Here is a 23,869-nt window from a genome sequence, read left to right on the forward strand (position 1 = left end):
CGCGGATGCAGCAGGGTGAGCAGGTCGTGAACGTAGCCGTCGGCGCTGTCGCGGTGGACCCGGGACCCGATCCGGACGGCGCCGGTGACGTTGCCGCCTGCCAGCGGCTGTCCGGTCACCGGCAGACGACGTCGACGAGCTGGACGGCGTTGTTGGCGAACCCGCCGCGGTTCCAGTCCTGGCCGACGGGCTGGGCGGCGCCGGTGGCGTCGTGGGCACGGGCGGTGAGCTGGTGGCGGCCGGGTGCGGCGCTCCAGCGGTGGGTGAAGCGCCGCCACGCCCACCGGTGCCCGGTGTCGGGTTCGAGGTCGGCGGCGGCCCAGGTGCGGCCGCCGTCGGCCGACACCTCGACCGCGGTGACGGGTGCCTGCCCGGACCAGGCTCGGCCCTCCAGCAGGTGGACTCCGGCGTCGACGACCCGGGTACGGGACATGAAGTCGGGGAAGCCGGGCGGCACCAGCAGGGCCCGGGGCCGGATCCGGGTGACCGGGTCGCCGTCGTCGCCGGGCTGGTGGCGCAGCCGGTACGCGACGGCGTTCTGGTAGCCGGTGAACGGGGTGTCGGTGACGGTGATGTCGCGCAGCCACTTGACGTGCGCCATGCCGTACCAGCCGGGGGCGACCAGCCGCACCGGGTGGCCGTGCTGTGGCGGCAGCGGCTGCCCGTTCATCGCGTACGCGACCAGCACCTCCGGCGCCATCGCGTCGGCCAGCGACAGTCCCCGCTGGTAGTCCTGCTCGACTCCGCGTTCGATCCCGTGGTCGGCGCCGGTGAACACGACGTCGACGGCGCCGGGGTCGACCCCGGCATCGGTGAGCAGGTCCCGCAGCGGCACCCCGGTCCATTCGGCGGTGCCGACTGCCTCGACCAGCCACGGCTGGCTGACCGGCCGCGGCTGGAGCCGGGCGCGGCCGTTGCCGGCGCACTCCATCGTGACCCGGACCGTGGTCGCGGGCCGGGCCCGCAGGTCGGCCAGGGTGACGGTGGTCGGCCGGGCGACGCGCCCGCCGATGGCCAGCTGCCACGTCTCGGCGTCGGCCAGCGGGATGTCGTAGTGGATGAGCAGGTAGTGCAGGCCGGGCGGGGTGAGGTCGTAGCGCAGCGCCTCCAGCGGGATGCCGTGGTTGCGGGCGGCGAGGGCCAGTTCCTCGGCGGAGATGGCCTCGTCGGTGTCGGCGACGCGGCCGGGGCGGCTGATCTGGTCGAGGTCCATCGGATGCTCCCCTGTCGGGTGCGGGCTGTCTGCGGTTCCAGCTTCGCATCCGGTGCTGCGGGCACGGGCGCGCCCCCGGCTCGGGGAGGAGGGCCGGGGGCGCGGGGTCGGGCGGCTTGGGGTCAGGCGAGGCGGGGTCAGGCGCTGCGGCGGCGACGGCGCACGGGCCGGTCGTCGTCGGCGGCCCAGGTGCGGGTCAGCGCCATCGAGGCGAGGATGCCCAGCACCGCGAACGCGAGCTGCACGCCGAGGGTGGCCCAGCTCCAGGTCAGGTGCAGGCCGATCCAGTCCCAGTCCCAGCGGGCGCCGGCGTTGTCGTCCCAGCCGAGCCGCCGTGACGCCCAGCCGCCGACCAGGGCGGCCACGATGCCGACCGCGACGGTCGCGACGGCGCCGATGTTCTGCCGGCCGGGCAGGACCAGCCGGCCGAGGGTGCCGATGAGGACTCCTATCAGGAGTGCGGAGAGGATACCGGTTGCCGTCATGGGCCGCTTCTACCCGTACGCCGCGGCGTTAATCCCGTCCGGCGGCACCGGTTTCGCGCCGGTGCCGCCGAAACCGGGGTGCGGGCGGCGGGGTGCGGGCGGTAGGAATGTCGCCGTGTTCAAGTTCCCCCGTACCCCGCACCTGGCCGGGTCGCGGCTGCAGCCCGGCGACGAGGACCTGGCGCAGGTGCCGCTGTCGGCCCTGGCCGGGCAGCGGGTCGTGGTGTGCGAGAAACTCGACGGCGCCAACGTCGGCGTCTCGTTCGGCACCGACGGCCGGCCGCGGTTGCAGTCGCGGGGCCACTACCTGTCCGGCGGCCAGCGTGAACAGCAGTTCACGCTGTTCAAGTCATGGGCGGCCACGGTCGCGCCGCTGCTGTGGCCCCGGCTGCGCGACCGCTACGTCTGCTACGGCGAATGGCTGTACGCCAAGCACACCGTCTTCTACGATGCGCTGCCGCACTACTTCTGCGAATTCGACGTCCTGGACACGGCCACCGGCCGGTTCCTGGACACCGCGGCCCGCCGGGACCTGCTCGCCGGGGTGCCCGTCGCCAGCGCCCCGGTGCTGGCCGAGCAGGTGTTCACGTCGGCGCGGCAGGTCGCGGCGCTGGTGGGGCCGTCGACGTGCCGTACCCCCGGCTGGCGGGCCGCGCTGGCACACGCCGCCGCCGACGCCGGGGTCGACCCGGCCGTGGCGGCCGCCGAGTCCGACGGCTCGGACCTGATGGAGGGCGTCTACCTCAGAGCCGAGTCCGGCGGGCAGGTCCTCGGCCGGTACAAGTGGGTGCGGGCCGGTTTCGCCCAGGCCGTGGCCGAGTCCGGGTCGCACTGGGCTGACCGGCCCATCGTCGCCAACCGGCTCGCCGACCCGGAGGCGCTCTATGCAGGCCTTTGACGGGCTGTGCCCGCCCGGCCCCGGTGGGCAGGCGGACTCCGGTGCCGTGGCCGACCTGCTCGCGCGGCTGCGGACCGCGGCCGGGCTCGGTCCGGGTGCGGGCGACGCCGTGCGTGCCCGCGCGGCCGTCCAGGCCCTGACCGGCTCGCCGCGGTGGTGGGAGCTGCCGCGGCTGCGGCAGGTGCCGCTGCTGGCGGCGGTGCTGCTGCTGGAGGTCGCCGCAGCGGACCGGGCCGAGGACGGGCACGGCCGCCGCGCCGACCTGGTGGCGCGGCGGACCCTGTGGGAGCTGGGCGCCGCACCGGCCTGGCGTGAGCACGTCGCGGCGCTGGTGCGCCACCACGAGGTGCCGCTGCGGGCCATGCACGATCCGGACCTGGAACGGACCGTGCTGCGGGTGTCGCTGCTGGCGTCCAACGCCGACCTGGCGCTGCTCGCCCGCGCCCGCGGCGCCGGGGACGAGCAGGTGGCGCTGTTCGAGGAGTACTGCGCCGAGCTCGGGGTGCTGGACGCGGCGTGGCCGTTCGCGTCCGACCACGCCCGGTTCCAGTACTTCCGCACCCCGGGCCGCGACCCGCGTTACGCCGCCCACGACGACACCGGCGCGGTGGTGACGGTCCTGTCGGGGCTGCCGGGGGTGGGCAAGGACTTCTGGACCGCCCGGAACCGGCCCGGCCAGCCGGTGGTGAGCCTCGACGAGCTGCGGCTGCGGCTCGGGGTCGCGCCGACCGGCGACCAGGGGACGGTGGTCGCGGCGGCGTACGAGCAGGCGCGGCGGCTGCTGCGCGCCGGGCAGCCGTTCGTGTGGAACGCCACCAACGTGACCCGGCGGCAGCGCGACGGGTGCATCGGGCTGGCTGCGGCATACCGGGCCCGGGTCGAGGTCGTGGCGCTGGAGGCGCCGCCGCAGGTGGTGCGGGTCCGCAACAGCGGCCGCGCCGCCGTGGTGCCGCAGGCGGCGTGGGACCGGATGGCCGCCCGGTGGCAGGCCCCGGACATCACCGAAGCGCATGCCGTGCACCGGATCGATACAGGAATGATGGATCACTTCACGTGATCCTCAGGGTGGCGGTGGCCTACAGTGGGCGGGTGATCGAGTCGCAGAGGGTTACCGGAGCACTACGCATAGCAGCCGAAAGGGCCCAAACCTGCGGATTCTTCTTCGATTTCGACGGTACGCTGTCCAGCATCCAGACCGACCCCGCCGCCGTCACCCCGGTCCCCGGCGCCGTCGAGGCCATCGCCGACCTCGCCCCCCTGGTCCACACCACCGCCATCGTCTCCGGCCGCCCCGTCAGCTTCCTCCAGCGCCACTTCGGCCACCTGCCCGTCCGCCTCTACGGCCTCTACGGCATGGAGTCGACCGACGAGCACGGCACCATCTGGACCGACCCCGAGGTCATCCCCTGGATCCCGGCCATCGACACCGTCGCCCGCCAGGCCATGGCCGACCTCGACCCCGACATCCTGGTCGAGCACAAGCGACTCTCCGTCGCCCTGCACTACCGCACCGCGCCCCACCTGCGCGACCACATCGAACACTGGTGTCACCTCAAAGCCGCCGAGCACGGCCTCACCGCCCTGCCCGGCCGGATGGTCGTCGAGCTCAAGCCCCCCGTGCGCCGCGACAAGGGCGACGTCATCACGCGCACGACCACCGACCTCACCTGCGCCTGGTACTTCGGCGACGACCTCGGCGACCTGCCCGCCCTGCAGGTCCTCGACAAACGCATGCACGCCGACCCCGACTTCACGGCCTTCTGTGTCGGCGTCCACAACCCCGAAACCGGCGACCAGGTCGCCGACTGGGTCGACCTGGTCCTGGACAACCCCGCCGACCTCGTACCCCTGCTCCAGCTCGCCGCCAGGTCGATCTCCACCGTGCGCACCCGATGATCGACACCATATGATGCGTCGATGACCCACGACACGCCCGTGGCGCTCGTCACCGGAGGCGGCGGCGCCATCGGCGCCGCGTTCGCACGGCACCTCGCCAAACGCGGCTACCACCCCGTCCTGGCCGACCTCGACCTCGCCGCCGCCACCAGCGTCGCCGAGACCGTCGGCGGCAGCGCCATCACCCTCGACGTCAGCGACCGCGACGCCAACCTGGCCGCCGTCGACACCATCCTCGCCGACCACGGCCGCCTCGACCTCATCTGCCTGCACGCCGGCATCCCGGCCGGTCAACGCGCCGCCGAGCCCCTCAACCTCGAACGCTACCGGCGCGCCATGGCCGTGAACGTCGACGGCGTCGTCTTCGGCGTCGACGCCGCCCTGCCCGCGCTCAGCGTCCGCGGCGGCCACATCGTCGTCACCTCCACCCTCGCCACGCTCGACCCCAGCCACGCCAACCCCCTCTACACCCTCACCAAGGCCGCGGTGCTCGGCTTCATCCGCGCCCTGGCCAACCCCCTCAAAACTCGCGGCATCACCGCCAACGCACTGTGCCCCGGCTTCGTCGACACCCCCATGCTCGACGTCCTGCGGCCGCTGCTCGCCGACCAGGGCTACCCGCTCATCACCCCCGACGACGTCGCCGCCGCCATGGGCCACGTCATCGACGCCGGCGGCACCGGCGACGCCTGGGCACTCATCCCCGGCCAGCCCCCGCTGCGCTACGAGTACCCGCCCCTGCCGCCCTCGCTGATGCCCGACGGCAGCCCGGCACCCGACGTCAGGTTCCCGCCGCCGCTCACCCCCGCGGAGTCCCAGCCCGTCCGGGGTTGATCCAACCTCGGCCGGGGTACGACACCCGTATGCCCGACAGCGTCATGGTGTTCGCACCATCACCGCAGCTCACCGTCACCATCGAGCGCAACGGCGACGACGACGAGATCCACCTGCACGCGGGCGGCCAAGGTGTCTGGGTCGCCCGCATGATCAACTCCCTCGGGGTGCCCGTACGGCTTGTCAGCGCCTTCGGGAACGAGACCGGCAACGTCGTACGCACCCTCATCGGCGCCGAGGGACTCCCCCTCGCCGCCACCGACACCACCGGCGGCAACGGCGCCTACGTCCACGACCGCCGCGACGGCCCGCGCACCGAGCTCGCCCAAGCCCCCGGCCACACCCTCACCCGCCATGAACAGGACGAGCTCTACGGACTCGCCCTCGCCGAAGGCCTCCAAGCCCGCGTCGCCGTCCTCACCGGCGTCGCCGACCCCCGCGTCCTGCCCCCCGACACCTACCGGCGGCTGGCCGCCGACCTGCGCCGCAACGGCACCACCGTCATCGCCGACCTGTCCGGCGACTACCTCGACGCCGCCCTCGCCGGCACCCTCGACGTCCTCAAGGTCTCCCACGAGGAACTCCTCAACGACGGCCGCAGCCCCGACGACGACACCACCTCACTCGTCACCGCCATGCGCCGCCTACAGACCGACGGCGCCGCCAACATCATCGTCAGCCGCGCCGAAAAGCCCGCCCTCACCCTCCTCGACCAGCAAATCCTCCAGATCCAGCTTCCCCAGCTAGAACCCGCCGACCACCGCGGCGCAGGCGACTCCATGACCGCGGGCATCGCCGCCGTCCTCGCCCAGGGCGGCGACCTGCCCACCGCCGTACGCACCGGCGCCGCCGCCGGCGCCCTCAACGTCACCCGCCACGGCCTCGGCACCGGCCGCGCCGACACCATCACCCGCCTGCTCGACTCCGTCCAGCTCACCGCCCCACCCGACCAGCCCGGCGCCCAGCACCCCGAAAGCGGCCACACCACCCCGCAGGAACTCGCCGGAAAGGTCAGACACCCATGACCCGCACACTCATCACCAACGACGACGGCATCGACGCCCCCGGCCTGCACCACCTGGCCACCGCCGCCGCCCAGCACGGCCTCGACGTCGTCGTCGCCGCCCCCGCCCGCGACTCCAGCGGCGCCAGCGCCGCCATGAGCGCCGTCGCCAAGGACGGCCGCGTCCTCATCGAGGAACGCACCCTGCCCGGCCTGCCCGGCGTCCCCGCGTACGCCGTCACCGGCACCCCCGCCATGGCCGCCCTGCTCGCCGGACACGGCGCCTTCGGCGATCCGCCGCAGCACGTCCTGTCGGGCATCAACCGCGGCGCCAACACCGGCCACGCCGTACTCCACTCCGGCACCGTCGGCGCCGCACTCACCGCCGCCGCCGCCGGTTGTCGCGGGGTGGCCGTCTCTCTCGACACCGAGGAGGACGCCGACCCCCACTACTGGGACAGCGCCGCCCGCCTCGCGCTCGCGCTCATCGACATACTCGATGAACTGCCCGACAGCACCATCCTCAACCTCAACGTCCCCAACCGCCCCACGACCGACATCAACGGCATCTGCCGCGCACGTTTCGGCCGCTTCGGTCAGGTCCAGATGCGCATCGCCGAGCGCGGCACCGGCTACGTCCGCACCGCTCTCGAAGACACCAGCAACCGCCTCGAACCCGGCACCGACACCGCGCTACTGGCCGACGGCTACGCCACCGTCACGCCCATCCAGCCGCTGGGCGAAGCGCCCGTCCAACTGCCCGGGCTGGCACACCTGCTCGCCGCCACCCACCACTGACCCCCGGCCAGGGCGGGCAGCACATCGCCCGGACGGGGCGGCGGCCACGGCCGCGCGACCGCCGGGCGGAGCGGCTGATGAGAAGGTTGCGCCACCGCCGGACGGAACGGCGAATGGAGGGGAGACGGCGCCGGAGTCGGACCGGTCAGCGGTCCGGCCGCCAACGCCGCCACGGCGACCAACGGCACCCACAGCACACATCCATCGTCGCGCCCCGGCCCGGCCGACCGCAGCAAATGCCGGAATCCGCCCCCCGACACGCCGACATTGGGAGGATGAGGGCGACCAGCCCCGGGTGCCGCGAGGGGGTAACACCATGACCGACCCCACCGAGCAGTTCTTCACCGAACTGGCCGCCCGCGGCAGCCATCCGCTGCTGGAGACCACCACCGGCACCATCCGGTTCGACCTCACCGGCACCGGCCGCACCGAGCACTGGTACACCAGCATCGACCGCGGCCGCGTCGACGTCACCCGGGGCACCCACCACGCCGACTGCGTCGTACGGGTCGAGCGCGCCATCTTCGACGGCATCGTCACCGGCCACGTCAACACCATGGCCGCCTCCCTGCGCGGCCAGGTCGAGGTCGAAGGCGAACTCCAGCTCGTCGTCATGCTGCAACGGCTCTTCCCCGGCCGCCCGCCCCAACCGGACCAGCAACCCGCACCCACCGGCAGCCGGAGGCGAACCCGATGAGCATCGGCAGCGTACGCACCCTCGACGGCAACACCTTCGTCGTCAGCGACACCCGCGGTGACATCGACGCCCACCCCGACGAACCCAACGGGCTGTTCTCCTGGGACACCCGCTTCCTGTCCAAGTGGATCCTCACCGTCAACGGACAGCGCCTCACCCCGCTGTCCACCGACGACCTGCACTACTTCGAGAGCCGGTTCTTCCTCGTCCCGGCCACCGGCACCGTCTACGTCGACGCCACCATGTCCGTCATCCGCCGCCGCGCCGTCGTCGACGGACTGCGCGAGACCCTCACCATCATCAACCACGCCGGACAGGCCGCCGACCTCACCGTACGCATCGACGCCGCCTCCGACTTCGCCGACCTGTTCGAGGTCAAGGACCACCTCAAGAAGAAGGGCAAGTACTACACCCGCATCACCGACAACCAGCTCCTGCTCGGCTACGAACGCGAGACCTTCCGCCGCGAGACCCTGATCATCACCGACGGCGCCGCCCTCGACGACCAGGGCATCACCTACACCGTCCACGTCCCCGCCCACGGCTCGTGGACCACCGACATCCGGGTCTCCCACAGCATGTGGGGCTGGGCCGAACACCAGCGCCTGGTCTCCAGCAAGCAGCAGCCCCACTCCCGCCGCGACATGGAAGCCGACCTCGCCGCCTGGATGGAGGACGCACCCAAACTCGAATGCGACTGGGAACCCCTCAAGCACACCTATCGGCGCAGCCTCATCGACCTCGCCGCCCTGCGCTTCGCCCCCATGACCTCCGGCGTCCGCTGCCTGCCCGCCGCCGGCCTGCCCTGGTTCATGACCATGTTCGGCCGCGACAGCATCCTCACCAGCCTCCAGGCCCTGCCCTATGTACCGTCCCTGGCCGCCACCACCCTGCTCGAACTCGGCGCCCGCCAGGGCAGCCGCATCGACGACTTCCGCGACGAGGATCCCGGCAAGATCCTGCACGAGATGCGCTACGGCGAGCTCACCGCCTTCGAGGAACGGCCCCACTCCCCCTACTACGGCTCCGCCGACTCCACTCCGCTGTTCCTCATCCTGCTCGACGAATACGAGCGCTGGACCGGTGACACCGTCCTGGTCAGGCAACTCGAATACGAGGCCCGCGCCGCGCTCAACTGGATCGACGAATACGCCGACCTGCGCGGCGACGGCTACATCTGGTACGAGCGCCGCAACAAGGAGACCGGCCTGGAGAACCAGTGCTGGAAAGACTCCTGGGACTCCATCTCCTACCGCGACGGCCGGCTGCCCGGCTTCCCGCGCGCCACCTGCGAACTGCAGGGCTACGCCTACGACGCCAAGGTGCGCACCGCCCGCCTGGCCCGCACCGTGTGGAAGGACCCCGAGCTCGCCGACCGCCTCGAACAGCAGGCCGCCGACCTCAAGGAGCGCTTCAACCGCGACTTCTGGATCGAGGACGGCCAGTACTACGCGCTCGCGCTCGACGCCGACGGCACCAAGGTCGACACCCTGTCGTCCAACATCGGCCACCTGCTGTGGAGCGGCATCGTCGACCGCGGCCGCGCCAAGGCCGTCGTCGGGCACCTCATGGGCCCCCGCCTGTACTCCGGCTGGGGCATCCGCACCCTGGCCGAAGGCGAGGAGCGCTACAACCCCGTCGGCTACCACGTCGGCACCGTCTGGCCGTTCGACAACTCCTTCATCGCCTGGGGCCTGCGCCGCTACGGCTACAAGAACGAAGCCGCCCGCCTGGCCGCCGGCATGCTCGACGCCGCCGAGTACTTCGACGGGCGCCTGCCCGAGGCGTTCTGCGGCTACGACCGCGACATCACCAAGTACCCGGTCCCGTACCCGACCGCGTGCAGCCCGCAGGCGTGGTCCACCGGCACACCCCTGCTGCTGCTGGGCACCATGCTCGGGCTGCAGGCCGTCGGCAACCATCTCGTCGTCGACCCCGCCCTGCCCGTCGGCATCGGGCACCTGGCGCTGCTCGACGTGCCCGGCCGCTGGGGGCGGCGCGACGCGTACGGCCGCGGCCGCGTCCAGGTCCGCGCCACCGACCGCCGCAAACTGCGCCCACAGCTGTCCGGCCTGGAGGACGTCGTCGCCCGGCGCGAGCAGTAGGACGCGCCGCTGCCGCCGCCTGCTCGGCAGGTGCGGGCGCGGCAGGCTACGCTGCGCTGCGATGTCCACTGCGAACGCCGACCCCGAGCTCACCCGGCCCTGCGCCCACTGCGGCAAACCCGTGCCGCAGCGCGCGGCCGCCGGGCGTCCCTTCCGCTACTGCCGCGACAACGACGGGATCTGCCAGTCGGCCGCGCGCAACTCGCGGCTGCGCCACCGCAACTCCCCCGGCCTGGCCGGGCAGGTCGCCAAGGCGTACGAGGTGGTCGAACGGCTCGAACAGGTCGCCGAGACGCTCATGGAGGCCCTGGAGGTCGAGCTGTCGCCCGCCGGGGTGGAACGGCAGCTCGCCGAGGTGCGCGCCGAGGCGGCCAACCAGGTCGCCGTCGCGCACACCGAGCGCGACGAGGCGCGCGGAGACGCCGACCGGGCCGCCAAGCAGGTCCGCGAGGCGAACGACACCGCCGAGAAGACCCGCCAGCAGGCCGAGCAGCAGGTCCAGCAGGCCCGTGCCGCGGCCGAGGCCGAGGTCGCCGCCGCCCGCGCCAACGCCGAGGAGCAGCGCGAACGCGCCGAACGGGCGGCCACCGCCGCGGCCGCCGCGACCGAGACCGCGCAGGCGGCCAGGTCCGAGCGGGACGAGGCCCGCCGCGACCACGCCGCCGCCGAGGCGCTGCGGCAGGAGGCATACCGCGACCGCGACGCCACCCGCGCCGCCGCCGACCAGGTGCAGGCCGCGTTCGACCTGGCCCGGGCCGCGGCCGAGGAGGCCGGGCGGGAGGCCGAGGGTCTGAAGGTCGAGCTGACCCGGGCGCAGCAGCAGACCACGGCGGCCGAGGCCCAGACCGTAGCGATACGGCAGGAGTCCGCGCGCCAGGTCGAGGAATTGCGGACCGAGCTGGCCCAGCTCCGCACCGCACTGGCCGCGCAGCAGTCCGCGGCGGCGCTGGCCGATCAGAAAGCGCAGCAGCAGGCCCAGCAGCGGCTGACCGAGGTCACGGTGCTCACCGCCCAGCGCGACGGCGCCCAGGCTGAGGCGGCGGCGCTGCGGGCCCGGGTCGACGAGCTGACCGGCCAGGTCGGGCAGCTGGCCAGCACGCTGACCCAGCTGACGGCGAAGCTGACCGTGCCCGCGCAGCCGGTGTCCCCGGCCGAGCCCACCACCGCCTAACGGCGGGCCGGGCGGCGCACGCGTCCGGACCCCGACACGGCGCGGCCGGGTCCGTCGGCCTACAGGGCGAGCTCGTATGCCAGAAGCCGGCGGCCCTCCCAGGTCTGATCGCATCCGGGGACGCGCTGGAAGCCCAGACGCGTGTACAGGCGCTGCGCGGTGAGCATCGGTGCCTGGGTGGCGAGGACAGCGCGGTGACATCCGGCGTGGCGAGCGCGGTCGAGGCAGGCGGTGACCAGTGCCGTGGCGATGCCGCGGCGGCGCGCGTCCGGTGCGGTCGCCAGCAGCCGGATCTCGGCATCGCCGCGGTGGGCGAGGTGGACCAGCGGACTCGGCGGCCGACACACGACCACATGTCCGAGCAGTCCGTGCCCGTCGGCGGCCACCAGCGTCCACGTGTGCGGAGCAGCGCTGCGTCCGGCCACGTCCAGGAGCAGACTGCGATGATGGGCCGGGGTGTACCCCTCGCTCATGAAGGTGTCGTCCAACAGCTTCCGGGCTGCGACGAAATCCGACGCGGCGATGGGGCGGATGACCATGTGGCTGCTCAGTCGGCCAGGCGGAAGGCCAGTTCGGTGTCCCACTCGTTCATGTCCGGCTGCTCCATCGGGTTGGTGTGGTAGCTCTCCAGGCGGCTGGTCCAGCGCTCGCCGTCGGCGGTGGGCGTCATGTCCCAGCGCAGGTCCTGCTGCTGGGCCCAGTCGAGCAGGGCTCCGGTGACGCCGACCAGTTCCATGGGGTGACCGTGGTGGATCACCGTGACGTACCGTCCGGCGGGCAGGACCGCGCCGAAGACGTCGCCCTCGCCGGTGATCTCGGCCGCGACCGGGACCCCCGCCTCCATCACCAGCTCGCGGTCCATGTCGATCAGGTTGTACTTGAGGAACGGCGCCCCGGCCGGGGCGATGCCGCGGGCGGCCAGCCAGCCGATGATCTCGGGGATGCGGTCGGCGATCTCCGGGATGGAGTGCATGGTGACGGTCCGTTTGATTCCCGCGTACGGCTGAGCGGCCCGGTCGGTGATGGCCGGGTGCACCGGCGGCGTCGAGGTCACGGCTCCATTGTGCGGTCCGGGCCCGCACCGCGCAGGGCGGCGGAAGGCGTGGCGCGCGATCTGCGGTCGAACCGCTGGTGTGTCAGCCCCCGGCGGTAGCGTCGCGGGCATGGCAGCGAACTTTCAGATCTCGGTCGACTGCGCCGACCCGCACGCCCTGGCCCGGTTCTGGGCGCAGGCGCTGGAGTGGGAGGTGGAGCGGCACGGCGACTTCATCAAGCAGATGCTGGACGCCGGGCACGCCACCCCAGCCGACGTGATCACACTCGACGGCGAGCTGGTGTGGAGCACGGCCGCGGCGATCCGCGATCCGCAGGCGCCGGTGAACGGGCGCGGCTCCCCGGTCCGGTCCCGGATGATCTTCCAGGTGGTGCCGGAGGGCAAGACGGCCAAGAACCGGTTCCACCTGGACGTGAACTTCGAGGGGGTCGACAAGGAGGTCACGGCGGCGCGGATGGAGCAGCTGGGCGCGAAGCGGCTGTGGGACGGGCAGCAGGGTCCGCACTCGTGGATCGCGATGGCCGACCCGGAGGGCAACGAGTTCTGCGTGTCCTGAGACGACAGCGCCTTCGACAGGGCGTACGGCCGAACGGTGGAGTCGGGCGTACGCCCTGTGTCGTGGGCGGCGGTCCCCGGGGCTGAGGTTTGGCGGCGTCGCACTGGCGGTGCGATGCCGGGGGGAGGCCCGTTGCTATTACTCGTGCGACGTTCATTCACGTCAGGTGTCGGACCGGTCGCGCTTCGCAGGCAGTCGCCGCGCGGAGGGCGAGTAGTGAAGGCGCCTGCCCCGCCGGGACAGGCGTATGCGTGCCTCCGAGCATGAGCGGGTGCCATGAGAAGACCGCGCAACCCCGGTCTCCGGAACAAGATCGTCGCCGTACTGGCGTCGCTGGTGGCGCTGTGGGCGTTCGCCGCCTACGTCACCGTGGGCGAGGGCGTCAGCCTGGTATGGCTGGCCACGCTGGAGCAGCAGGTCGCCAAGCCGACCGAGGCGCTGATCGCGGCGGTGCAGGAGGAGCGGCGCGAGTCGGCCGCCTACGCCGCGGCGGGCACGGCCGGGTCGCGTACCGCGCTGGAGGCCGCGCGCGCCACGACCGATCAGGCGGTGGCGAAGCTGCGGCACGCGCTGGAGGGCACCGCGGCGCGCTGGTCGACCAGCGCCGCCAGCGACGCCCGCCTGGCCGACCTGCTCACGGGCCTGGACACGCTGCGGACGCACCGGGCCGCGCTGGACGCCGGCCGGGTGGACCGGATCGCGACCACGGACTACTTCACCGGCCTGACCCAGCTCGGCTTCGACGTGTACGACACCTACACCGCCTGGGACGACTCCGAGGTCATCTACCACACCTCGACGCTGGTCCTGCTCACCCACAGCCAGGAGATGATCTCGCGGGAGGACGCGGTGGTCGCCGGGGTCATCGGCGCGAACCGCTTCGGCGAGACCGACCGGGCCGCGCTCACCCAGCTCGTCGGCGCCCAGCGGTACCTGTCCCGGCAGGTCGCCGACCGGCTGCCGATGCCCGACCGGGGCGAGTACCAGAAGCTGCTGGGCGGGCCCGAACTGGCCGGGCTGCGCCTGCTGGAGGAGCAGCTGATGTCGGCCCGGCCGGGAGCGGCGCCGTCGGCCGACGCGGGCACGTGGCGGGCCGCGACCACCGGTGCGATCGAGGCGCTGCGCACGCTGGTGCTGAAACTGGCCGACCTGACCGTGGTCCGGTTCCGGGGCGCCGCGATCTGGATCATCGTCCGGCTGGTGCTGGCCGCGGGCCTGGGGCTGGTCGCGGTGGTCGCGTCGATCCGGTTCACCATCCGATCGCTGCGCAACCTGCAGGACCAGCTCGCCGAGCTGCGCGTGGCGGCGCTGGACCTGGCGCAGCAGCGGCTGCCCCGGGTGGTGGAGCGGCTGCGGCTGGGCGAGGAGGTCGACGTCGCCGAGGCCGCGCCGCCGCTGGCGTACGGGGCCGACGACATCGGGCAGGTCGGGCACGCCTTCAACGAGGTGCAGCAGACCGCGATCCAGGCCACCGTCGACCAGGCGGCGCTGCGGCGCAACGTACGCGACGTGTTCCTGAGCCTCGCCCACCGCATCCAGGCGCTGGTGCACCGCCAGCTCAAACTCATCGACCACATGGAACGCCAGGCCGTCACCGACTCCGAGCTGGCCGACCTGTTCCGCATCGACCACCTGGCCACCCGGATGCGCCGCAACGCCGAGAACCTGATCGTGCTCGCCGGGGTGCCCGCCAGCCGCACCTGGGGCGGCCCGGTGCCGCTGATCGACGTCATCCGGGCCGCGCTGGCCGAGGTCGAGGACTACCCCCGGGTGCGGCTGCGCTCGGCCGACACCGCGGCCGTGGCCGGGCGGGCCGTCGGGGACCTGATCCACCTGCTGGCCGAGCTGATGGAGAACGCGCTGTCGTTCTCCCCGCCGACCACGGTCGTCGTGGTCACCGGCCGCGCCGTGCCCACCGGGTACCTCATCGAGATCGAGGACCGGGGCCTGGGCATGACCGATCTCGACCTGGCCGAGGCCAACCGGCAGCTGGCCGACCCGCCGGAGTTCCAGCTCGCCGCCGCCGCCCGCCTCGGCTTCTACGTGGTGGGCCGCCTGGCCCAGCGCCACCGCATCGAGGTGCGGCTGCGCCGCTCGGCCGGCGACGGCGTCATCGCCGCAGTGCTGGTGGACGAGGCGTTCCTGGGCGGCGACGGCACCGGCACCGACCGGCCGCACGAGCGGCTGCTGGCCACCGTCGCGGCGGCCACCGCCGTCGCCCCGCCGTTGCGGGACGTGCCCGCCGCCGACGCCGTACGCGCCGACACGCCGCCCGGCGGCACCCCGGCGCTGCCCGGCGCGCCCGCACCCGACACCGCGTACACCCCCGCCGGGCTGCCCTGGCGGGACAAACGCCCCAAGCACCCGGCGCCACCACCGCCGGGCCTGATCCCGCGACCGCGGGACCTGCACGAACTGGAAAAGGCGGCGGCCGCGTACCCGAACGGTCGCACGCCGGAAGAGGTCGGCCGGTTCCTGGCCGCCTACGTCAACGCGGTCCAGCAGGGCCGCGAGCGCGCCGAGCGGTCCGGACCCGCCGCCGGCTGACCGTCCCTCCCCACAGGAAGTCGAGCCATGTCCGACAAGACAGCCACCGCCAACGCCGACCTAGCCTGGCTGGTCGACGACCTCGTCCACCGCGTCGTGGAAGCCCGCTACGCCGTGATCCTGTCCACCGACGGGCTGCTGGTCGCGGCCTCGCGGGGCCTGGAGCGCGGCGACGCCGAGCACCTGGCCGCAGCCGCGGCCGGGATGAGCAGCCTGGCCCGGGGCGCGGGCCGCCACTTCGGCGACAGCGTCGTACGCCGCACGATGATCGAGTTCGGGACCGGGTACCTGTTCGTCACCTCGGCGGGCAACGGCGCCTGCCTGGCGGTGGTGACCGGCACCGGCATCGACGTCGGCGTCGCCGCGTACGAGATGGAGATGCTCGTCGTGCGGGTCGGGCAGTACATCACCACGCCGATGCGCGCCCCCTCGGTGCAGGCCCGCTGACCGGCGCATGGACGGCAGCAGCGCCCCCGCCGGCGGCGGGTGGGCCCAGGAGGACGCCGGACCGACGGTCCGGCCGTACGCGATGACCTCCGGCCGCACCCGCCCGGCGCGGGGCGCGTTCGACCTGATCTCCATCGTGATGGCGCTGCGGTCCCCCGCCGCGCACGACGGCACCGTGCCGGAGGCCGAGCAGATCCTGCGGTGCTGCCAGCTGCCGGTATCGGTGGCCGAGCTCGCCGCCCGCCTCGACCTGCCGGCGGGCACCGTCAAGGTGCTGCTGGGCGATCTGCTCGCCCAGCAGCTCATCGCCACCAGATCCCCCGCGCCGGACCTCGGTACGCCGAACCGGCCCATCCTCCAGGCGGTCATCCATGGACTCCGCGCTCTCTGACATCCCGGCCGACATGACGTACACCCTGCCCACCGCCGTGAAGATCCTCATCGCGGGGCACTTCGGGGTCGGCAAGACCACCATGGTCGGGTCGGTCAGCGAGATCCTGCCGCTGCGCACGGAGGAGCTGCTCACCGACGCCGGGGTCGGCATCGACGACCTGTCCGGGGTCGAGGCCAAGAACACCACCACCGTCGCGATGGACTTCGGACGGATCACCATCAGCGACGACCTGGTGCTGTACCTGTTCGGCACGCCCGGCCAGGAGCGGTTCTCGTTCGTGTGGGACGAGCTGTCACTGGGTGCGCTGGGCGCGGTCGTGCTGGCCGACACCCGGCGGCTGAAGGACAGCTGGGCCAGCATCGGCTACTTCGAGCAGCGGCAGACGCCGTTCGTGGTCGCGGTCAACTGCTTCGACGACGGGGAGCAGTACACCCCGGCCGACGTGCAGCTGGCGCTCAACCTGGAGCCGCAGGTGCCGGTGCTGCTGTGCGACGCCCGCCGCCGCGACTCCTCCAAGCAGGTGCTGGTCCGCCTCGTGGAGCACGTGCTGTCCGGAGCGTGAGACGCCAGGCGGCGGGCGCCCGGCGGGGCGCCCGCCGCGGTCCGGTCAGGGATACGGACGGCCGTCCGGCCAGATCCAGGGCTGGATGCAGGGCGGCGGGGTCTGCTTCGCGCCGGGCTGCGGCGGCGGGCAGGGCTGGTCCTCGGTGTCGGCGTACGACGGCATCGCCCCCGCCGCCAGCGCGGTCGCCACCGCGAGCACCAGCCCGGCGAGCACCGCCGCGATCGCCTTACGCCGTCGTCCCGGCATCGCCCCTCCTCGAACCCCGAAACCGTCGTCGCGAGTATGTGCCCGCGCGGCCCGCGCCGCAGGCGTGCGGCGGTGCTCGAAGTGGCCATGTCCACTTGTGGCCATCCTTGGGTATCGTTCCATCGATCATCGGCGGACTGGGCAACGGAGCTGAGACGCATGTTCGAGACGTTCGGGGTGTCCCGGCTCGCCGAATCCGCGTACCGGATGCTGCTGACCGCTCCCGGCCTGACCCGCGCGGACCTGGACCGCGCGCTGGACGCCGCCGCCGCGCCCGCGCTGGCCGAACTGGCCGAGCGCGGGCTCGTCACGGCCACGGCCGACGGGTCGCTGCGCGTCGAGCCGCCCGAACGGGCGATGGACCTGCTCATCGCCCGCGAGGAGGCCGCGATCGAGGCGCGGCGGGCCGCGCTGGCAGGGCTGCGCGAGGGGGTCGGCGACATGGTCGCCGAGTTCGTCGGCGGGCGCAGCGAGGCCTTCGGCGACCTGCTGGAGCAGGTCACGGGCGACGACGCGGTGCGATCGCGGCTGTACCAGATCGCGACCGGCGCCCGGCGGGAGGTGTGGACGGTCAATCCGGGACCGGCGCCGTCGGCGCGGGCGATCGCGGCCAGCCGGGCGATGGACCAGGTCAGCCGGGCCCGTGGCGTACGCAGCCGGTCGGTGTTCGCGACCGAGGCGGCCACCGACGCGCCGATGCGGGCGTACCTGGCCGAGACGGTCGCCGCCGGGGACGAGGTGCGGCTGCACCCGGACCCGCCGCTGCTGCTGTTCATCGTGGACGGGGAGCTGGCCGTGCTGCCGGCCGACCTGGACCGGCCGGGCCGGTGCGCGCTGGTGCTCAAGAGCGCCGCCCTGGTCCAGCCGCTGATCATGCTGTACCAGCAGCTGTGGCGCTCGGCGCAGCCGTTGGAACCGGGCCGCGACTGGGAGTCCGACACCGAGCGGCTGCACCGGATCGTGGCGCTGCTCGGCGAGGGGCAGAAGGACGAGGCGATCGCGCGGCGGCTCGGGCTGTCGGTGCGTACGGTGCGGCGGCTCATCTCCTCGGCCGTGGAGGGGCTGGGGGCAGACAGCCGGTTCCAGGCCGGGGTGCACGCCGTACGCCGCGGCTGGGTGCCCGCAGCCGAGTGACGTGTTGGTGCCATCGCCGGTTTGTGCTGCGGCGCAGGCCTTACCGGCGCCCCGCGGCCGGGGCTAGCTTCGGTTCTCGCACCGATCTTCATCCTGACAGGAGAGACACATGCGGAACCTGACCCGCCTCGGCGCCGGGGTCGCCGCGACCCTGCTCGCCACCACCGCCGCGCTGGCCGCGGCCGCGCCGGCCAGTGCCCGGCTCAACCCGGCCGGGCTGCTGGACTGCGAGTCCGGCGGCAACTACCACTACACCTGCCACATCGAGGACGCGCTGCCGCTGAGCAACCAGGTGTGGAAGTACAACGGCTCGCACGTGCTCGCGTTCGACGGGCTCAACGGCGTGTACGGGGCCTGCGCGGCCAGCCTGCGGTTCTCGATCGGGGTGACCTACACCCGGTCCAACGGCACCGTGGTCAACACCGGCATGACCCTGAACTGCCGCTACGCCTGGGAGTGACCTCCGGGCCGGGTGGGGCGCGGGATTCGGCGGCGTCCGCGCGGCGCCGCTGGGTACCGTGGGACCGTGAACACGGGAAGCGGACCGGTGATCCGGCTGGCCGGCGCGGAGGTCGTCGACGCGCTCGGGCCGCTGTGGATCGCGCTGCACCAGCACCACCGCAGCGTCGCGCCCCACCTGGCCATGTACGACGACGACCGGTCGTGGCGGCTGCGCCGCGAGCTGTACCGGCAGTGGATCACCGAGCCGGGCTCGTTCGTGCTGCTGGCCGAGCTCGGTGGTGAGCCGGTCGGGTACGCGTTCGTGCACGTGTTCGACGGCCCCGACGACAGCTGGGTGTCCGGCGACCGCATCGCCGAGCTGGAGACCCTGTCGGTGGCGCCCGCACACCGGGGGCAGGGGCTGGGCACCCGGCTGCTGGACGGGGTCGACGTGCGGCTGGACGAGCTGGGCATCGGTGACCTGTACATCGGCGCGCTGGCCACGAACCTGGCCGCGCAGCGCGTGTACGAGCGCCGCGGCCTGCGCCCCCTGATGGTCAAGTACGCCCGGCTGGCCGCCTCGCCGCAACCGCGCTGAGGCTCAGCCGGGCAGCTCGTCGCCCCGCACCCGGGCGTGCAGGTGCATGTCGTGGCGGCCGTCGGCGTGGACGGCGGCGCTGCGCATGGTGCCCTCCAGCGGGAACCCGGCCTTGACCGCGACCCGGCAGGAGGCGTGGTTGCGGGTCGAATGGTCCAGGTGCAGACGGTGGAAGCCGGCCTCGCCCAGCGCCCAGGCGCTCAGCGCCGCCAGCGCGCGGGTGGCCACCCCGGCGCCGCGCGCGGCGGGCAGCACCCAGTACCCGCAGCCGGCGTCGCCGTCGTCGAGGTTCAGCGAGCCCAGCGCGATGCGCCCCAGCACCTCGCCCCCGGCGCGGGTGACGGCCCAGCTCGCGCCGGTCTCCTGCGCCCACGCCTGCTCGTACTGGGCGAACCAGGCGCGCACGTCGTCCTCGGACCGGGGCTGGCGGGTGTGCCAGGTCCGGATCGCGGGATCCTGGTACGCGGCGAGGAAGACCGGCACGTCGGCGGCCTCCCACGGGCGCAGCAGCAGCTCACCCGGGCCCGGCAGCAGCGGTTGCGCGACAGCGCTCAGCGTGCCCGCGGGAATGGTCGGCGGCGTCGACAGGGTAGCCCTCACGGTTCATCCTCTCCCGGCTCCACCCGCCCCTGTCAAGATCAATGCCGCGAAGTTGCCGGGCGATCGGGGGGATGAGGGCCGTTCATTCCCCCGATCGCCCGGCGACTTCGCTGCTGGCGCGCTCCGAGGCGCGGGTCAGAGGGTGTGGAGGGTGGGGACGATGTGGCGGCCCAGGGACTCGATGTAGCCGACGGGGTCGGTGCCGTACGGCATCACGTGGACCTCGTCGATGCCGATCGCGGCGAAGTCGGCCATGCGGCGCAGGAAGTCCGCGCTGTCGGCCGCGTCCGGGGCCAGCCGGGCGGTCCAGGTGATGGTCTTGCGGATGCGGCCGTAGTCGGCGCCCTCGCGGTCGCAGTGGGCGGCCAGCACGTCGAGCTTGCCCTTGATCAGGTCGGGTCCGGCCTGCGGACCGGCGAACAGGTTGCAGGCGTCGGCGTACTTCGCGACCAGGCGCAGGGTCTTCTTCTCCCCCATCCCGCCGATCATGATGGGCGGGTGCGGGCGCGACACCGGCTGCGGCGAGTTGATCGTCTCGGCGAGCCGGTAGTGGCGGCCCTCGAACGGGCCGGTCTCGTCGCTCCACATCTGGCGCACGACGCGCAGCGTCTCCTCCAGCCGCTCGAACCGCTCCGACAGCGCCGGGAACGGCACCCCGTAGGCGGCGTGCTCGCGGTCGTACCAGGCGGCGCCGATGCCGAGCACGGCCCGGCCGCCCGACAGCACGTCCAGCGTCGTCACGATCTTGGCGAGCAGGCCCGGATGCCGGTACGTGACCCCGGTGACCAGCAGTTGCAGCTCCACGGTGCTGGTCTGCCCGGCGAGGAACCCGAGCGTGGTGTAGCCCTCCAGCATCGGGGCGTCGGGCTCGCCCAGGCCCATGCCCTCCATCTGCAGGTAGTGGTCCATGACCGACACGTTGTCCAGCCCGGCCGCCTCGGCGGCCTGCCCGGCCTGGGCCAGGGTCGGCCCGATCGCCGCGGTGCCGCCCGGGAAGGCGAAGTTGACAATGTGTACGCCGATTCGCATCCGAAGTCCCCCTGTGTGCCGCCGTGTCGCGTGTGGAACCGCCGACGACACCGTACCCGCAGCGATACTGCGACGAGGCCAGATGCGGCCCGCGCCGCCGCGGCCGTCAGATGCGGTACTGCGGGGCGTCGGGGTCGTCCGGGTACGGCCGGCTGAGCCAGGCGTCGGTGAATGGCCTGCCCGGCCCGTCCCAGCGGTAGAGGCACAGCTCCGCACCGACCCGGACGATCTGCGTGCGCTCGGACACCTCATGGCCGTCGGACCGCAGGCATGCGACGACCTCCTCGGCCGTCCACTCGAACACGTCGACGCCCGCGAACACGACCGGTTCGTGGGCGGCAAGCCCTTCGCGTCCGGCGCGGTAGAAGACCGTGCGTCGGCTGACGGCGAACGTGTCGGCCAGCCGGTCGGGGCCGCCGCCCGCCTGCACGCTGACGCCGTCCAGGTGCCAGCCGAAGGACCAGGTCAGCCCGCATCCCCAGGTGCGGTGCAGCCGCGTGCGCCGCTCGACCAGGTCGCACACCTCGGCGCCGGTCAGTCCGTAGGTGAGGTCGGGGAAGCCGTCGATCCTGACGCCATGGCCCGCAACGAGCTCGACTGCCACGGCGGCCTCAGGCGAACAGGGCGCTGACCGACTCGCCGTTGTGGATGCGCCGCATCGCCTCGGCCAGCGCCGGGGCGATCGACAGCACCTTCAGCTTCGGCACGCGCTTGTCGGCGGCGATCGGCACCGAGTTCGTGCACACGATCTCCAGCACCCCGGGCTGCCCGCTGAGCCGCTCCAGCGCGTCGCTGGAGAACAGCCCGTGCGTGCACGCGAGCCGGATCGACCGCACGTCCAGCGCGCGCAGGTGCTCCATCAGCTCGATCACGGTGCTGCCCTTGGCGATCTCGTCGTCCAGCACGATCACGTGCTTGCCCGCGACGTCGCCGATGATCGCGCTGATCTGCACCCGGTCGTCGCTGTAGCGCTGCTTGGCCCCCGCCGCCACCGGTGTGCCCAGCAGCCGGGCGAACGCGGCCGCCTCCTTGGCGTTGCCCAGGTCGGGCGAGACCACGACGGTGTCGGTCAGGTCGTACTGGCCGAAGTGGGTGGCCAGCTCCCGCAGGGCGTGCAGGTGGTCGACCGGCATGCTGAAGAACCCGTGCACCTGCGGCGAGTGCAGGGTCAGCGCCAGCACCCGGTCGGCGCCGGCCTGCTTGAGCAGGTCGGCGACCAGGCGGCCGCCGATGGAGATGCGCGGGGCGTCCTTCTTGTCCGAACGGGCGTACGCGTAGTGCGGCATCACCACCGTGATCCGCCCCGCCGAGGCGCCCCGGGCCGCGTCGAGCATCAGCAGCAGCTCGACCAGGTGCTCCTGCACCGGCGGGACCAGCGGCTGCACCAGGTAGACGTCACGTTCGCGGCAGTTGGCGCCCAGCTGCACCTCAAGGCAGTCGTTGGCGAACCGCGAGACGCGTACGGGATGCAGCGGCACCCCGAGATGGGCGCAGATCTCCGCCGCGAGTTCGGGGTGAGCACTGCCACTGAAGACCGCGATGTCCCGCACAAGTGGCATGGTAAATGATCGACAGTCGGGACCGGCCGGTAGGCTTGGCCGCGTACCCCGGCCGGGGCGCCGGGACGGCGCGAGCCGCTCGCAAGATCCGGCGGGTCGTGGCGGACTGGGCTATGTGCCCCACTTTGTCCGGTTACCGTGGTGTCAGGACACGGGAGGGGCGCGGTGGCGATGCGTAGGTGGGCGGCGATGGCGGCGGCGGTTGCCCTGCTCGGTGCCGGGGGCTGCGCCCCGGCGGCACGCAGGCCGCTGTTCAGCACCGATCCGCGCCTGGCGCCGCCCGAGACCACCACGTTCGACCCGGCCGGGGTCGGCGACCCGTATCTGCCCACCGCGGGCAACGGCGGCTACGACGTCGCCAACTACGACCTGAAGCTGCGCTACGCCCCGGCCACCGGCCGCCTCGACGGCACCGCGGCGATCACGGCCACCACCGCCCGCGCCCTCACCGAGTTCCACCTCGACCTGCACGGCCTGACCGTGACGGCGGTCGACGTCGACGGCGCCCCCGCCGTCACCAGCCGCGACGGCGACGAGCTCATCGTCACCCCGGCCACTCCGCTCGCCGCCGACCAGCTGTTCGTCACCACGGTCGCGTACGGTGGCGTGCCCACCCCGCTGGAGGACCGCGACCTGGGCACCGGCGGCTTCTTCCGCACCGCCGACGGCGCCGTGGCCGTCGGCGAACCCGCCTCGGCCAGCACCTGGTTCCCCGTCAACGACCACCCCCGCGACAAGGCCCGCTACACCATCGACGTGACCGTGCCGACCGGCCTGACCGCCGTCAGCAACGGGGTGCCGTCCGGGCAGGCCACCGAGGGCACCTGGACCAGCTGGCGGTGGGAGGTCACCGCCCCCATGGCCCCGTACCTGGCGATGCTGGCCATCGGGAAGTTCCGCGTGGTGAGCGGCGAGTACGAGGGCAAGCCCGTGTTCACCGCCGTGGCCGACAGCGTGCGCGGCGGCGACGCCGACACCGCCCTGGCCCGCACCCCGGAGATCGCCACGTTCCTGGCGCAGTGGTTCGGGCCGTACCCGTTCGACTCCTACGGCGGCGTCGTCGTCGACGACCAGCGCGTCGACGAGGCCCTGGAGAACCAGACCCGGCCCATCTACCCCGCCGACACGTTCCGGCGCGGCCCCGACACCGTCACCATCGCCCACGAACTGGCCCACCAGTGGTTCGGCGACAGCGTGTCGCTGACCCAGTGGAGCGACATCTGGCTCAACGAGGGCTTCGCCACGTACGCGGAGTGGATGTGGGGCGAGCACGAGGGCGGCCCCACCGTGCGCGAGCGCTTCGACCGGCTCTACCGCGACCCCGACAACCGCATCTGGACGGTGCCGCCCGGCGCCCCGGGCCGCGAGGACATGTTCTCCCGCAGCGTCTACCAGCGCGGCGCGATGACGCTTCAGGCACTGCGCGACCACGTCGGCGACGACGCGTTCTTCACCATCCTGCGTACCTGGGCCAAGCAGCACCGCGACGGCAACGCCACCACCGGCGACTTCACCGCGCTGGCCGAGAAGGTCGCGGGCGAGCCGCTGTCCGGGTTCTTCGACGCGTGGCTCTACCAGACCGGCCGCCCGCAGCGGTGA

General features: G+C 73.2%; 27 protein-coding genes. 18 read left to right on the forward strand and 9 right to left on the reverse strand.

Annotated features, from left to right (window positions below):
• Window positions 1-115 precede the first annotated feature (115 nt).
• On the reverse strand, window positions 116-1,213 hold the full coding sequence (locus tag Cs7R123_RS00005; protein WP_212822322.1) for a sulfite oxidase: 1,098 nt from the start codon (window positions 1,211-1,213) through the stop codon (window positions 116-118).
• Between the two features lie 137 nt (window positions 1,214-1,350).
• Window positions 1,351-1,698 (reverse strand): GlsB/YeaQ/YmgE family stress response membrane protein, encoded by a 348-nt coding sequence (locus Cs7R123_RS00010; protein WP_212822329.1) that lies wholly within the window; start codon window positions 1,696-1,698, stop codon window positions 1,351-1,353.
• A 115-nt stretch (window positions 1,699-1,813) separates the two neighbouring features.
• On the opposite strand from Cs7R123_RS00010, the gene Cs7R123_RS00015 reads away from it, so the two are divergent.
• The 9 genes from Cs7R123_RS00015 to Cs7R123_RS00055 all read left to right on the forward strand — a co-directional run bounded on the left by Cs7R123_RS00015 (window position 1,814) and on the right by Cs7R123_RS00055 (window position 11,100).
• A complete protein-coding gene (locus Cs7R123_RS00015; RefSeq protein WP_244871518.1) occupies window positions 1,814-2,596 on the forward strand; it encodes an RNA ligase family protein in 783 nt (260 codons plus the stop codon).
• Entirely contained in the window at window positions 2,583-3,653 is a 1,071-nt protein-coding gene (locus Cs7R123_RS00020; RefSeq protein WP_212822333.1) for an AAA family ATPase, read from the forward strand. Before Cs7R123_RS00015 ends, Cs7R123_RS00020 begins: the two co-directional genes overlap by 14 nt.
• 32 nt (window positions 3,654-3,685) lie before the next feature.
• Window positions 3,686-4,492, forward strand: a complete 807-nt coding sequence (otsB, locus tag Cs7R123_RS00025) for a trehalose-phosphatase (protein ID WP_244871519.1) — start codon at window positions 3,686-3,688, stop codon at window positions 4,490-4,492.
• Window positions 4,493-4,513: 21 nt separating this feature from the next.
• Entirely contained in the window at window positions 4,514-5,326 is an 813-nt protein-coding gene (locus tag Cs7R123_RS00030) for an SDR family NAD(P)-dependent oxidoreductase (protein WP_212822336.1), read from the forward strand.
• Window positions 5,327-5,355: 29 nt separating this feature from the next.
• On the forward strand, window positions 5,356-6,351 hold the full coding sequence (locus tag Cs7R123_RS00035; protein WP_244871520.1) for a 1-phosphofructokinase family hexose kinase: 996 nt from the start codon (window positions 5,356-5,358) through the stop codon (window positions 6,349-6,351).
• A complete protein-coding gene (gene surE, locus Cs7R123_RS00040; RefSeq protein WP_212822341.1) occupies window positions 6,348-7,127 on the forward strand; it encodes a 5'/3'-nucleotidase SurE in 780 nt (259 codons plus the stop codon). The genes Cs7R123_RS00035 and surE overlap by 4 nt, the downstream gene beginning before the upstream one ends.
• A gap of 316 nt (window positions 7,128-7,443) precedes the next feature.
• Window positions 7,444-7,824: an SCP2 sterol-binding domain-containing protein gene (locus Cs7R123_RS00045; RefSeq protein ID WP_212822343.1), complete on the forward strand. Its 381-nt coding sequence runs from the start codon at window positions 7,444-7,446 to the stop codon at window positions 7,822-7,824.
• Entirely contained in the window at window positions 7,821-9,929 is a 2,109-nt protein-coding gene (locus Cs7R123_RS00050; RefSeq protein WP_212822348.1) for an amylo-alpha-1,6-glucosidase, read from the forward strand. Before Cs7R123_RS00045 ends, Cs7R123_RS00050 begins: the two co-directional genes overlap by 4 nt.
• A 61-nt stretch (window positions 9,930-9,990) precedes the next feature.
• Complete coding sequence (locus Cs7R123_RS00055; RefSeq protein WP_212822349.1) at window positions 9,991-11,100, forward strand: serine/threonine protein kinase; 1,110 nt, start codon at window positions 9,991-9,993, stop codon at window positions 11,098-11,100.
• Window positions 11,101-11,159: 59 nt separating this feature from the next.
• Here Cs7R123_RS00055 and Cs7R123_RS00060 read toward each other — a convergent pair whose 3' ends face one another.
• Both Cs7R123_RS00060 and Cs7R123_RS00065 read right to left on the reverse strand, forming a co-directional pair.
• Entirely contained in the window at window positions 11,160-11,639 is a 480-nt protein-coding gene (locus Cs7R123_RS00060) for a GNAT family N-acetyltransferase (RefSeq protein ID WP_212822350.1), read from the reverse strand.
• An 8-nt stretch (window positions 11,640-11,647) separates the two neighbouring features.
• Window positions 11,648-12,154 (reverse strand): GyrI-like domain-containing protein, encoded by a 507-nt coding sequence (locus tag Cs7R123_RS00065; RefSeq protein ID WP_244871521.1) that lies wholly within the window; start codon window positions 12,152-12,154, stop codon window positions 11,648-11,650.
• Window positions 12,155-12,263: 109 nt separating this feature from the next.
• On the opposite strand from Cs7R123_RS00065, the gene Cs7R123_RS00070 reads away from it, so the two are divergent.
• The 5 genes from Cs7R123_RS00070 (at window position 12,264) to Cs7R123_RS00090 (ending at window position 16,660) form a co-directional block, all read left to right on the forward strand.
• Complete coding sequence (locus Cs7R123_RS00070) at window positions 12,264-12,710, forward strand: VOC family protein (RefSeq protein WP_212822355.1); 447 nt, start codon at window positions 12,264-12,266, stop codon at window positions 12,708-12,710.
• 276 nt (window positions 12,711-12,986) lie between these two features.
• Window positions 12,987-15,257, forward strand: coding sequence for a nitrate- and nitrite sensing domain-containing protein (locus Cs7R123_RS00075; protein WP_212822356.1), 2,271 nt, complete (start codon window positions 12,987-12,989; stop codon window positions 15,255-15,257).
• Between the two features lie 27 nt (window positions 15,258-15,284).
• Window positions 15,285-15,704 (forward strand): roadblock/LC7 domain-containing protein, encoded by a 420-nt coding sequence (locus tag Cs7R123_RS00080; RefSeq protein ID WP_212822359.1) that lies wholly within the window; start codon window positions 15,285-15,287, stop codon window positions 15,702-15,704.
• A gap of 7 nt (window positions 15,705-15,711) precedes the next feature.
• Entirely contained in the window at window positions 15,712-16,095 is a 384-nt protein-coding gene (locus tag Cs7R123_RS00085) for a DUF742 domain-containing protein (protein ID WP_212822361.1), read from the forward strand.
• A complete protein-coding gene (locus tag Cs7R123_RS00090; RefSeq protein ID WP_212822363.1) occupies window positions 16,076-16,660 on the forward strand; it encodes an ATP/GTP-binding protein in 585 nt (194 codons plus the stop codon). The genes Cs7R123_RS00085 and Cs7R123_RS00090 overlap by 20 nt, the downstream gene beginning before the upstream one ends.
• Before the next feature lie 45 nt (window positions 16,661-16,705).
• On the opposite strand, the gene Cs7R123_RS00095 is transcribed toward Cs7R123_RS00090, so the two are convergent.
• A complete protein-coding gene (locus Cs7R123_RS00095) occupies window positions 16,706-16,909 on the reverse strand; it encodes a hypothetical protein (RefSeq protein ID WP_212822364.1) in 204 nt (67 codons plus the stop codon).
• Window positions 16,910-17,068: 159 nt separating this feature from the next.
• Between Cs7R123_RS00095 and Cs7R123_RS00100 the strand changes: the two genes are divergently transcribed.
• The 3 genes from Cs7R123_RS00100 (at window position 17,069) to Cs7R123_RS00110 (ending at window position 19,082) form a co-directional block, all read left to right on the forward strand.
• Window positions 17,069-18,043 (forward strand): helix-turn-helix transcriptional regulator, encoded by a 975-nt coding sequence (locus tag Cs7R123_RS00100; RefSeq protein WP_212822365.1) that lies wholly within the window; start codon window positions 17,069-17,071, stop codon window positions 18,041-18,043.
• Window positions 18,044-18,152: 109 nt separating this feature from the next.
• Complete coding sequence (locus Cs7R123_RS00105) at window positions 18,153-18,503, forward strand: hypothetical protein (RefSeq protein WP_212822369.1); 351 nt, start codon at window positions 18,153-18,155, stop codon at window positions 18,501-18,503.
• A gap of 66 nt (window positions 18,504-18,569) precedes the next feature.
• Window positions 18,570-19,082: a GNAT family N-acetyltransferase gene (locus Cs7R123_RS00110; RefSeq protein ID WP_212822371.1), complete on the forward strand. Its 513-nt coding sequence runs from the start codon at window positions 18,570-18,572 to the stop codon at window positions 19,080-19,082.
• A gap of 3 nt (window positions 19,083-19,085) precedes the next feature.
• On the opposite strand, the gene Cs7R123_RS00115 is transcribed toward Cs7R123_RS00110, so the two are convergent.
• From Cs7R123_RS00115 to Cs7R123_RS00130, 4 genes are all read right to left on the reverse strand, one after another.
• Window positions 19,086-19,682: a GNAT family N-acetyltransferase gene (locus tag Cs7R123_RS00115; RefSeq protein WP_212822373.1), complete on the reverse strand. Its 597-nt coding sequence runs from the start codon at window positions 19,680-19,682 to the stop codon at window positions 19,086-19,088.
• 135 nt (window positions 19,683-19,817) lie between these two features.
• Complete coding sequence (locus tag Cs7R123_RS00120) at window positions 19,818-20,711, reverse strand: LLM class F420-dependent oxidoreductase (RefSeq protein WP_212822375.1); 894 nt, start codon at window positions 20,709-20,711, stop codon at window positions 19,818-19,820.
• Between the two features lie 106 nt (window positions 20,712-20,817).
• Window positions 20,818-21,315, reverse strand: a complete 498-nt coding sequence (locus Cs7R123_RS00125; RefSeq protein WP_212822377.1) for a hypothetical protein — start codon at window positions 21,313-21,315, stop codon at window positions 20,818-20,820.
• Window positions 21,316-21,322: 7 nt separating this feature from the next.
• On the reverse strand, window positions 21,323-22,261 hold the full coding sequence (locus tag Cs7R123_RS00130; RefSeq protein WP_212822378.1) for a ribose-phosphate pyrophosphokinase: 939 nt from the start codon (window positions 22,259-22,261) through the stop codon (window positions 21,323-21,325).
• A 198-nt stretch (window positions 22,262-22,459) separates the two neighbouring features.
• On the opposite strand from Cs7R123_RS00130, the gene Cs7R123_RS00135 reads away from it, so the two are divergent.
• Window positions 22,460-23,869, forward strand: coding sequence for a M1 family metallopeptidase (locus tag Cs7R123_RS00135; RefSeq protein ID WP_244871522.1), 1,410 nt, complete (start codon window positions 22,460-22,462; stop codon window positions 23,867-23,869).

Origin of the sequence: Catellatospora sp. TT07R-123 (assembly GCF_018327705.1) — a bacterium.
GTDB lineage: Bacteria > Actinomycetota > Actinomycetes > Mycobacteriales > Micromonosporaceae > Catellatospora.